Genomic DNA, 11,341 nt, shown 5'->3' on the forward strand with positions numbered 1-11,341 from the left:
GAGTATTCGCTCTCGTGGCGGAATCGGCGTCTCCGACCGACGAACCGCAGTTGTTGCATGATCGAATCGCCACCGAACTATGGCGCGCTGGGCACGCCGACGATTTGGACGCTGCTCAAGAGATCGCGGAAGCACTCATCGAACCGGTGAGGGTCTTCATCATTGACGCCCAGACGGCCGCATCGAATGCTGGTCAAGCTTGGACACTCGAGGTATACGGCAGCGAGGACGAATACGTACGCGGCTCCTCCACGGAGGATGTCTCGCTATCCACCGAGGAGCGGCAGATTCGCGCCAACCGCCTTCACATCGGCGCTATACACGAAGCACTGATCAACCTTGATGACGTTCAATTCGAGCATGCGTGCACAGCGATTCTGAGACTGATGGGATCACTGAATCCCCAAACCTCACCTCGACGTGACGACGGGGGAATCGACTTCTACGGTCGACTTGAGTTGGTGGGCAGACTCGACAATTTGTCCCCTTATGGCGGCATTGACCACCGGGTAGGCCTGTGGCTTGTCGGGCAAGCCAAGCACTATCCAACTCGCCCGATACAGACAGCACACATCCGGGAGCTCGTCGGATCCGTAGAGCTCGCTCGGACGGGCGGGGCGATACACATTTGGCAGGGAATGAATCTGCGCCCCTTCGACGCTACAGTTATGCTCCTATTCACGACGGGCAATTTCTCAAGCGGCGCCCACCGCTTATTAAATAAGACTGGAATAATCGCAATGAGCGGTATCCAGCTATCCACATTTCTAGCTGACGCGGGCGTCGGGATAAATCAGGCTACCTTCACCTTCGATGCAGTTTCATTCCGGGAAGATCTGGCTATTCCATCCTGAAACGGACCCTCCAGCTGGGATAGCGATCGTCGCGCGCACGCTTGATTCCTCTATGCAACTACAGGCGACATACTGCCGTGGATGCGCGCTCTCCTGACGCAGCGCCGGTGGAGGCGATGCGGGAGGCGAAGGGCGATCCCGCGTCCCAGACCAAGGCCCGCAATGCAGGCGACACGACCGGACAAAGCTTTCCGGAACCATTCACGTGCCGCGGGCCCGTCTCTGAAAAAATCTGTTTGACGCCGGATAGGAATGGCTGGTTCGCCTGCTCCAGCAAAGTCGGTAGCATCAACCGCGTCGCCCCGGCCCATTCAGCAGACGGTACATGTTCAACCAGCGGTCTTACTCGGAGGCTTCATCCTGGTCCGCTTCAGCCTCGGATCCGAAGGGGTGAGGAAGTCGCGTCGGCGCTGTCTCCCAGCGCCGTCTGTTCTAGCCACGAGATGGCTTCCTGCGCGGCAGCCATTCTTGGCAGCAGGGCCAATCAACACTGCAAGTTGGGCCGCCAGAACTTTACAACCTATCAATCCAGGTATCTTCTTCGCGGTCTGCCCAGGAATCACCGGTAAGCGCGCGGGTTGGCCGGGCAACCCGTCGACGAAGCATCTGAATTAATGTGTCAGCCGCACCGTCTTGCAACTCAGCAACTCTTGTGAGGCGAACACCCGTTAGTTCCGCTACAAGTTCGAATTGCGAACGAGCTTCGGTTATGCCGATCTGAGAGAAGAGCTCGCGGATCGTTTGACGCTGGACTTGAGTCATGGGGCGAGACACCGCCTCCGTGTGTGGTTCCGTCGGGCGCTCGTCTCCCAGATCAAACAGTTCGCTGTCCACCAGTTTCCTCCTGAAACCTCACCAGTTCGGCTCGGCGACGCTACCACAATAGCCAACCCTGCCAGAACCGATCGGTCACGAAATCGCATAGCGCCGCGTAGCGGCAGAGACATGTAGCGTGAGAGGGTGCGCCAGCAAAACTCTTCAGCGCCGGTCTCGCTCGAGACGATCGGCGACCAACCGCGGCTCTCTGAGTCGAAGCATGCCAGGCGGGCCCGGTTCCACCAGTCCTGGTACCGTGCCGCACACCTGGGGGTATCAACATGGGGGTGCACCGCCTGGGGACGACCACTCGGCAGCATTCTCCCCCAACCGGCTGCCGCGGCTGGAATGAACTTCACATCCAGAGAGTCCCAGAACATGTTCAAGGTGCGACGGACGCAGGGATGGGGAGTCGATCCCTTTCGAATGACGACGCACATGACGTCAAGCCAGACGCTACTCGTCAATCTGCTCGGCCCGCTGGGGGCAAACAGACAATGGTTGCTGCGCGCACTGGGTACGGTGCTCGCTCGTCCGGACTTCGTGGAGCTCCTCAACCTTGAAATTGAGTACGCGCCGCGCGCTCGAAGCCGCTACCTCGGAGATATGACGCGTTTGGATGCTCTCATCACGGTCCGGACCGCTGGCGGGATCGAAGGGGTAGTTCTAGAACTCAAGTACACCGACCGCTTCAGCTCCCGGAAGCTGCCTATCGCCGAGAACCCCCTTTACCGTCAGATGGCGAATGACTCAGATACTTGGCGGACGCCCACGAGCGCTTTGACGGACTATACGGTCAGCCAGCTTCTGCGTTGCCACGCGCTAGGCACAAAAGCTCTCCAGGTTGAGCATTCAGCGTGGATGCCCGTCACTCTTCTGCTGGTGAGTCACCCTCTCGATCTTGTAGCTGTCGACATCCTCAAGAGCTATAGAGACCATCTCTCCGCGCCAGCATCTGCCGTCCATGTTGACCTCGCAAAGTTCCTCAATGCAGCAATTGACGTCTCGTCAAACTCGCTAGAGCGCGCAGCGATGGGCGAGCTCCAGTTGCGCTACATCGAGCATGCCGAAAGCGAAGACCTTTGGCTGGAGCACTCGAGCATGAGCTACGCCAAGAATTTTTGATCGCAGCCGCGATCTCCGACAACGTGTACCCCCAAAGAGGTAAGAAGTCCTGATAGCCACACACGGAGGTCCGTATCATTCCCGGGCAAAAGGGGCAACGCCCCAATTCCTACTTCGACAGCGGCGTCGAGCAGTCGGTATCCGGGCACAGAGACAGGCCACGGATATAGCGCCACACCAGCAATAACCGGACGGATGGGATGATCGCTGTTGTCGAGCACCTGAATAGCGTCGCGGTATCGATGGAGTTGATTCACAGCATCGATCGGGGCGCCCGCGGCACCGAATTGCTGAATATATGCCGCCGAGGCATCTATCCGATACTTTGCGTCGAACACGATCATTACATCAAGTCCGTCTGCGGTGGCCACCCGCAGAACGATGTCGGGTCGTTGTATTCCGGTGGGTACCTCAAAGGCTGGATTACTCGACAGCGCCGCCTGAACGTGTTCCCCGGCAACCTTGACCGAGCGAGAAAGACCTTTGCGAAGCGAATACCTCAGGGTCGACGCATCAACCGGAAGCATGTCTGAAATATCGACGTCCGCTCCTAACATCTCTCCTACGAGTCTGGCAACTTTAAGGAAGCACCACGTCTCGTACAGTTCGTGGAGGTCAGAAGAGGAATACTGGCTTCTCCCATCGCCGGCCGTCAAGGCCGCGCTCAACATATTCAGCAGGCTATGCGCTTGACTGTAGCCAATCCCAGTCTGGAGGCGGAGGGAAGTAACTGACGCCGGCGCATCGGCAGTCACGGCAGAAAGTACCGGCGAAAGCACAAATTTGCCTACTACCTCCTGCATCTCCTCAATCTCCGCCAGCTCCGCTTCGAGACGCGGGGCCGGTTTACCGGAGCGCACTGTCGCACGGAGCACTCGTCCGCGCTGTTCCAGCTCCAGCTCAGTCAGGCGCCTATGCACGAACTTCAGACGTGACCGAATCCAGCGGTGTTCCAATGTGTCAAGCGTCTCGAAGGACCGCGACACTCGGATCTCCGATCGCACCATTCCGATCCCAGGTGCACTCAGAAAGTCGCCTGACCCGAGGCCTCGCACTACTGCACGGATGGCACCGGCGCTCGAACCTCGCGAACGATGGATGGGCGTCAGAGCTTCTTCCCGGACCAGCTCGCGTCCCGGTGATGAACTAATGTACTGAATGGCGGCACCTAGCTCATCTAGGCTACTGCGCAGAATAGATAGCCATTCAATTCCCGAACCAGTAAACTCACGCTCAGCTTTGGCCTGACGGTATGTCCCCCGTAGGTATTCCAGGGTTAGAGCACGGTGAATCGAGGCGACGTCGGCAATAAGCTCCTCGTAATCGTCGACGTAGTCCATCTTGGAGGGAAAAACCTCCGTCTCGATGGTCAGAGTATCTCCGCCGGCGTGACAGACAAACTCTGTTCTACCTACCTGACCTCGAAACCGTAATGTCAGCAGCAACACATTTGCTGCAACGACTGCAGTTTGGCGCACCACTACTGTCGGATCACGGAAGTCGACGGACGGCTGCGAAGTCGACACCTTACTTCGGACAACAAGTTCGTAGTCGCGCTCCTCGAAAATCACCGGCTCCAGATTGGTGTCGATTCTCGAACCATTTACGGATGCACCAAAGTGTGCTGATCTAGTTCGATCGGCGCCTGACTGAACCGAGGTCGGGTGCGTTGCGGAGCCCGTGATCTCCACCACGAGGGCATTAGTCTCGACGCGTGCGAGCTGGGCCATTGAGGTGACTATGTCCAGTAATTCGTGAAGCCGGTCTCAACGAGCCTTCGTTGCATCAAATCAATCCGCTGAGCGCAAACGGGGAACGCCGAGCCAGCACCATCGCTTGGCTGAGCCCATTCTGCGAGCTGCCGGAGGAGATTCGAAATCACGACACCAGATCCCTGAATGCGGGGTAGTACTTTCATCGAGATTGCAAGGTCCAAAGGGTCAATCTGTCCGCCCTCAGCAGACTCGAACTGGTCAGGGCTCCGTTCAGCGGCTAGAACGAACATGGCGACCTCGTCGCGAACGCGATACCCGAAGTGCAACTGCGCCAGTTTCAACACCGCATTGAGTTCGCTAAGCGTCTCTACCACGCGAATTACGCTCGGCTCAGTGCTCCGTGGATGGTGGAACAAGGTTGCGCTTTCACGTCGCCATGCATCCGAGTGCCAGGCCCGGGGTCGTGCCGCGAGCTCGCCCTGACCGATAAGGCTCAGGTCAACTTCCGAGAATTCTATGACAAAGGCGCGATCGAGCACTTTACGAGAGAATCCGAACGTTGTCTCGTCCATATTTACGGAACCGACGACGGCGAGGTTAGCAGGCATAGCAATCGAACCCCACTCCGCACCAGCCTCCGGTTTCAGAGGAGTCGCTCCTGCAGGATCAAGCAACACGCCTGTTTCCTCGATCCTTGATAGAACCTCTGCAAAGTAGTACTCCGGTCGCGCAATATTCATCTCATCGAGAAGAAAAAAATACTGCATATCCGGATTTGCTTTCGCCTCGCGCGCAAATCTCAGCAGGTGTCCGGGCTCAAAATCGCCAGTCAGCGACTTATAGCCCAACAACTCGCTGCTGTCGTTCCAATCGGGGCGCACAGGAACCGTCGTGGCGATTGCGCCGGTGGCCTCTGCGACGAGTCGAGGGAGGGCACTCTTGCCTGTGCCCGAAACCCCTGCCAATATGACGAACGGCTTCGTGCGAATCGCTGTGATGTAGGACGCCACCTGCCAAGGCGCGAAGTGGAATCCACGACGCTCAACATACTCCAGAACGGACCGAGTGTCGTCGCCCGCCACTTCAGCTGCAACCGGTGCAACGGCAGCAGCCGGAGGACCGGCCGGGGAGGCTGCCGCGGGCGACGCGGGCAAATAATCAGCCACGTTGGCTACTTCTGACGCAAGTGAGAGAGTCATCCTGCAGCTCCGATCCGTTCGCGTTTACAGCAGTGACGGGTCGAACAGGGCTGATGCTTCAATATCCGACAAGCCGACCTCGGATAGAAGACTAGCAATGAGGTCTGACAGCTCCGCGTCCTCAGTCAGCCCAACAGACGTCAAATCACGCTCGCGCAGCCACCAGACGGCAGTGTCCGCGAGACGCGGCTTCCTGTTCCGGTCGTTGTCCGTGCTTTCCGACCGCAGAAACGCTCGCTCCAGGTCGCTCCCCGAGATCTCGACAAATCTAAACGTCCGAGGCGAACTTCCGGGTACTGAGACGAACGGGGGCGACGCCAGCGACGTCGCCCATCCTGAAGCGGTGTCCGAGGGCCCGTTAGACGGATACTTGTCTGAACGGAAACCATTGTCCGTGGAACTGGCCGATCCGAACGGATTGAAAAAGTGAGGCGCAGGCTCCGAGTCGGAGCGAATACGTGCCCACTCGCGAATGGCCTGCTGGAAAGGCTGGGACGCCATACCCGTGACGACCTGGCTCGTCGGACCACCCGCGTTGACGAGTGCTCGCCTGAAGATGAGGTAGTCGAGCAACTTCGGCTGCGCCCGGGAGTTTCGTAGCCGAGTGACGGCACGCTCGATGACGTTGGCGGGCAGAAATAGCGGCACTAGGCCTCCTCGTCGTCGTGCTCCTTAAGAGACCTCAGCCTATCTGCCGCGATGGCACAATACTCTTCGCTGATGTCGATCCCGATGGAACGGAAACCGTGCCTCCGTGCGAACGCCATCGTCGTTCCTGTCCCATTGAAGGGGTCCAACACGACACCACCGGGGGGCGTTGTGGCCAGAATAGGCGTTCGAACGAGATCCTCGGAGAAGGCCGCCTTGTGGAACGAGCGGCCACGCGCGGGCTTCGTAATCCAGGTGTCGAGCGGTGGCAGAACGCTCCCCGAAGGCATCTGGCGCCCCACAGGGTGTCGATCGTAGTAGTACCAGCGGTTCTTGGTCAAATGGAAGACATACTCGTGAGACATTGACGACCGGTCCCGCACCTGGTCAGGTATTGGATTCGGCTTGACCCAGACGTTGTCGTTGCGAACTAACCAACCGTCGTCCTGCAGGCCGATAGCTAGTCGATGCGGAATGAGAAGGAGCTGTTTCGGCCTGGCCCACAGTCCGTCACCCGGGCGATCCTGGGGTCTCAGGCCGAATCGCCTCGCTCCTTGCTTGACTTCGCCGCTCTTATGGGCCCCCTTACCGCTCCAGTATGTATCGCCTATGTTTACCCAAAGTGACCCAGTCTCCTTGAGGAGCTGACGACAGAGACCAAATACATCCAACAAACCATCGATAAACTGACGAGGATGTTCCTCAAGACCCATCTGGCCAGTCTCGCCGTAGTCTCGCTGGCCGTAATATGGCGGCGACGTGACGATAGAATCGACCTGGATGCCCGAATCGATGAGGCGCTGCAGCTCGGTTCGAACGTCACCCAAAAGGATTAAGGAGCGCTCATCGGCGTAATAAGCCTGCTGCGGCAGGTCGCCCTCAGTGAAATATGCCTGAGGGGTAGCGGTTGGATTGAGCGCACGATTGGCCGGCGTCTGCTTTAGATGACCACCCTCCACTGACGACCGGCTCGGAGGGAGCGGGATGATTTTCGCGAGGTGCTGCATCCGTTTGTGTGTCCTAAATCCTCAAGATGATTGATGCGAAGAGCAAACTGCGCATTCTCATTTGCTGGTCCGGCGCAGGACGCGCGCCGAGTCCAATGCCAGGGAGAGGCTGATTCTGAGTCCTTCAGACCTGACCTACGTGCCCCTCACTGGGCCTTAAGCCATCCTACTCGGCCGAAGCCGGGGCTCTGGGCGAGCTAGGATCACCGCCGCAAGGGAGGCCACCGCGATCACCGATGATACGCAAAAGGCGCCCTTCGCAACGCGAGCAACGGTCGTGTCATCTGGCGTAACGGCCACCACACCCAGAACAGCACGAAGCAGCTCTTGTGACTGATCTAACCCTGTCTCGTTCACGCGCTCGCTTTCGAATAGTTGGTGTTAGTTGGAGCCTAGCACCCGGATCGCTCCAGCCCAAGCGCAACTTTAGGTAGTTGTTGGTATCCTGAACGAGTGAACGCCAGCGAAGGAATACCCGATGATCACCCCGCTACCCGGGTGCCTGTCTACGTCGACATGGTCATCGGCCCGAACCATGAGGTCGACAACCGCAGCTTTGGACGGATGCTCTGCGAGTTCCGCGAACTGGTCGGGCTCTCTCGAAGCGAGGCAGCCGGCCAGCTACAGATGTCAGCGGAGTACCTGAGACTCATCGAACTCGGGCGCCGGACGCCCGCCATGGGGCAAATGAACTTGTTCATGAGCGTCTATGGGATCAACGGCGAACTCGGCAAGTTGCAGCACGACGGGAACAAGCCAGACCTCATCTTCTTTCCGCCCCTGTCAGACGAACCAATGACCGTCGATTTCGCGAGCAGAATCCGCGAAGCTCGCCGCCCTAGCCGCCAGCGCACACGACACGCCCTTTCGAAAGCTGAGGCGGGCCAGTTTCACTCAGATCAAATTTCAGACAGCCGGGCCCAGGCGATCGCCGCTATCGTGGCGTTAATACGCGACGTGGATAACTCCACACTCGCCAACGCTCTCGAGGTCCTGCGACGTGCGCCTCTGGAGTAGGGCTATCCACATCTACGGCATCTAAGTCGGCCGCCCTGTAGCCTCAGATCGTGGTCGTGGCCATACCGGATCCCGACAGCACGAAGCAGCTTTCGAAGGAACACATATGAAACAACCACTCCTCTCGCACGAGTGGGTAGACGCGCTGACCTCCCATAGCATTACCGCTGCGACGATTAGCGATCTCGTTGCTCATGCCTACGCAGTCCGAGGAATGACCTCTCCAGCCGAAGGCGACGTCTTTGCAGCCTATAATTCAACTCCGCTGAGCAATGTGCGCGTGGTGATCGTGGGACAAGACCCGTACCCGAACTCCCGGAACGCCACCGGACTCGCCTTCTCCACAGGCTCTCGCGGACCGGTCACGAACGCTCTCGACGCGATATACACGAACCTCGCCTCGGACCCATCGTTCGTCGCGCCCAACCACGGCGACCTGACGAAGTGGGCGAGCCGCGGCGCTCTCTTGCTCAACACAGCACTCACGCTCAGCCCCGCAAGTCTCGCCACAAGGTGCGCGCTGTGGGGCCCGATGCTAGGCGCGTCCCTACGAGCGATTAGCCAGCTCGACCGGCCCGTGCCGGTCATACTTCTTGGGAGCAGGGCATTTGAGTTACGCCGTTGGGTAACCGATCCAGAAGCAGTTAAACCGACAGGACACCCGACTCCACGTAACAGGGTCGCGCGTCAGTTCCCGCTTTTCGAGAAGAGCCGGCCGTTCTACGATGCCAACCACTACCTGGTCAGTCGAGGAGAGATGCCGTTCGATTGGTCACTCGCGTAGGTTCTGGCCACCCATAGACTCGCGGAACGCGGCGCAGGCCCGTCGACCCTCGAAAGACAGCGCTCGATACGACCTGGCACATCGCAAAGTTCCACTCGGCTATTGACAGCGGATCAATTCTCTGTATATTGAGTCTCATATGTCAAACAATACGCCCGGCCCCCAGACTCTCGCATCGAGAGTCAAGAGACTTAGCAAGTATTTCGACCTTTCCCGGATCATGACGAGACCCTCCTCGGCTGCGGATATAGTGAAATACTACAGAAAAAGTTCTCTAGGTTATGCACTATTTCACTCACAACAGGGCTCGATTCATATGGCTCTATCTGAGAATGGGCAATTCGACCCTCAGGGGTACAAGCGAGCTCCCCGCCTGGTCTGGGACGCGATACAGGACACCCTAAAGCTGCCTCTGGTATTGGAACTGGGGTTCGGGCGAGGCTACAACCTCGAGGTCATATCAGACCTCGCTCCTTCGACTGACTTTCACGGCATCGACCTGTCGCCGGGCCACGAACGAAGCGCCCGAAAGCGACTGAAAGCAACACACAATGCCTCGGTAAGCGTAGGAGACTTCCAATCGCTCGACTTCCGACCTCAGTCGGTTGGCGCTGCTTTTTCCATAGAAAGCTTCTGCCATGCTCAGAATCACGCAGTGGCGCTCGCGAGCGTGCACAAGGTGCTCGCGCCTGGTGCTCCATTTGTAGTGGTCGATGCGTGGCGCACGGACGCCATTCCGCTGGGCGATGCTGAGTTAATGGATGCGCTTAAACTGACCGAACGGTCCATGGCCGTATCCGCGACAGCAACTCAGAGCGATTGGATTAATGCGGCCCAAGGCGCGGGATTCGAGGTTGTCCACGTCACCCCGCTGTCAAACGAGGTACTACCAAACCTCGAACGATTCGAACACCTTGCTGAACGCTTCATGTCCCATTCGAACATCGCATTCATTGCCGGAAAGATCCTCCGCCTCCGCCTCCTCGAGAACGTAATCGCGGGATACCTGATGGCTGAAAGTGTACGAGCAGGTCTGCATACTTACGACATGATAACCCTCCGTCGCAACTAATTTGAAAAGGCCGGTGAGCCGTGTCCCCATCTATGCCTACGCTTCGTCACAAGCTGTGGTCCGAAGGACCCGAGATCTTCTCTCGCATCAACCGATTTGCCACTAGCGTCATACTGGCGGCAATCATCTACCTAGTCGGCTCGATCATCGCGTTAGTCAGCGACGTCACTGAGAGCTACCTGCAATCTCCCGCCTTTATTCTTGGAGCGCTAGGGATCGGCTGGGTTTTTGGCTCCATATCGGCACGTGCCCGCGCGATTGACCGCCTCTACGCTGATGTAATTCTGATTTTTACTTCGCCGAGCAATGCGATCCGACCTGTAATACAGTACTATTTTGACGTTGCTTCGCGTAAGCGGTATCACGCTCTCGCCTCTCTACTCTTGTTCTTTGCCCTGTGTTGCGCGGCGTATGTTGCTTTCTTCAATTTCCCCCTCCAACTCGGCATCTTCGAACTCACGTCCCTGCGGCCAATGTGGTTCTCCCTCAATCTGTACCTACCTGAGTCCAGGTGGAGCGGCTTCTTGCTTGTTGTAGTGTTCGCCCTTGGCATCTCGACTGCGCTCGGGCTGGCTTTGTGGCTCGTCCTGAGTGAGATGCGAGCACTACGTCGGTTAGTCGATTTTCCGGTTCCGCCGCTGCCCGAGGCAATTAGAGCAAAACTAAGACCTATTGCCGACTTTCACGCCGCAATTGCTCGCGACTGGTCACTCGGTGCCCTTCTCTTCGTTGCACTTTTTGCGGGCCGAGCCGACGCCGGTTCCATTGGATTCACGTCTTTAGTGCTCGCAATCGGCTTGGTTGTCTTTGTGGTGCCACAGGTCTATCTGCGAAGGATCGTGCTCCAGGCGCATCGTCGAGCGGCCGACGTCACGCTGGCAGCATGGAGGCAGAAGAGTGAAACTAGCTCGGCTGTAGCTGACACGGGTCTACCATTCCTCGTCATGCTCAACGAAGTATCCGCCCCGCCCAGCTACTGGGTATACGGATCAGGCCAAGTCATCATGTGGACTATCGCCCAGACAACCGCGATGGCCGCCCTTGCTCTTCAGGCATCTGGGACCCTTCATCTCGCCCCGTGATGAGCGTGGAGGACAATGTTCG

Annotated in this window: 9 protein-coding genes; 6 read left to right on the forward strand and 3 right to left on the reverse strand. The window is 58.0% G+C overall.

All coding sequences use genetic code 11. From position 1 onward, the window contains the following. The first annotated feature begins 14 nt into the window (after nucleotides 1-14). The gene (locus tag IFU30_RS20685; protein WP_192005342.1) at nucleotides 15-854 is read left to right on the forward strand and encodes a restriction endonuclease; all 840 of its coding nucleotides are present in this window, start codon (nucleotides 15-17) and stop codon (nucleotides 852-854) included. Nucleotides 855-1,814: 960 nt separating this feature from the next. Next, on the forward strand, nucleotides 1,815-2,795 hold the full coding sequence (locus tag IFU30_RS12345) for a PGN_0703 family putative restriction endonuclease (protein WP_342450860.1): 981 nt from the start codon (nucleotides 1,815-1,817) through the stop codon (nucleotides 2,793-2,795). Here IFU30_RS12345 and IFU30_RS12350 read toward each other — a convergent pair. The 3 genes from IFU30_RS12350 to IFU30_RS12360 form a co-directional block, all read right to left on the reverse strand. Continuing rightward, the gene (locus tag IFU30_RS12350; RefSeq protein WP_192005345.1) at nucleotides 2,777-4,525 is read right to left on the reverse strand and encodes a DUF2357 domain-containing protein; all 1,749 of its coding nucleotides are present in this window, start codon (nucleotides 4,523-4,525) and stop codon (nucleotides 2,777-2,779) included. The two genes, IFU30_RS12345 and IFU30_RS12350, sit on opposite strands and share 19 nt — an antisense overlap. A gap of 8 nt (nucleotides 4,526-4,533) precedes the next feature. Then, nucleotides 4,534-5,709: an McrB family protein gene (locus IFU30_RS12355; RefSeq protein ID WP_192005347.1), complete on the reverse strand. Its 1,176-nt coding sequence runs from the start codon at nucleotides 5,707-5,709 to the stop codon at nucleotides 4,534-4,536. Between the two features lie 647 nt (nucleotides 5,710-6,356). After that, on the reverse strand, nucleotides 6,357-7,364 hold the full coding sequence (locus IFU30_RS12360) for a DNA-methyltransferase (protein WP_192005348.1): 1,008 nt from the start codon (nucleotides 7,362-7,364) through the stop codon (nucleotides 6,357-6,359). A gap of 453 nt (nucleotides 7,365-7,817) precedes the next feature. Between IFU30_RS12360 and IFU30_RS12365 the strand changes: the two genes are divergently transcribed. From IFU30_RS12365 to IFU30_RS12380, 4 genes are all read left to right on the forward strand, one after another. Continuing rightward, nucleotides 7,818-8,381, forward strand: coding sequence for a helix-turn-helix domain-containing protein (locus IFU30_RS12365; protein ID WP_192005350.1), 564 nt, complete (start codon nucleotides 7,818-7,820; stop codon nucleotides 8,379-8,381). 214 nt (nucleotides 8,382-8,595) lie between these two features. Continuing rightward, nucleotides 8,596-9,165 carry a uracil-DNA glycosylase family protein gene (locus IFU30_RS21020; RefSeq protein WP_441005553.1) on the forward strand — a complete coding sequence of 190 codons (570 nt, stop codon included), beginning with the start codon at nucleotides 8,596-8,598 and terminating at the stop codon, nucleotides 9,163-9,165. 139 nt (nucleotides 9,166-9,304) lie between these two features. Continuing rightward, complete coding sequence (locus IFU30_RS12375; protein ID WP_192005352.1) at nucleotides 9,305-10,237, forward strand: class I SAM-dependent methyltransferase; 933 nt, start codon at nucleotides 9,305-9,307, stop codon at nucleotides 10,235-10,237. A gap of 32 nt (nucleotides 10,238-10,269) precedes the next feature. Then, on the forward strand, nucleotides 10,270-11,319 hold the full coding sequence (locus IFU30_RS12380; protein ID WP_192005354.1) for a hypothetical protein: 1,050 nt from the start codon (nucleotides 10,270-10,272) through the stop codon (nucleotides 11,317-11,319). Nucleotides 11,320-11,341 lie beyond the last annotated feature (22 nt).

The organism is Plantibacter sp. CFBP 8798 (genome assembly GCF_014841195.1).
GTDB lineage: Bacteria > Actinomycetota > Actinomycetes > Actinomycetales > Microbacteriaceae > Plantibacter > Plantibacter auratus.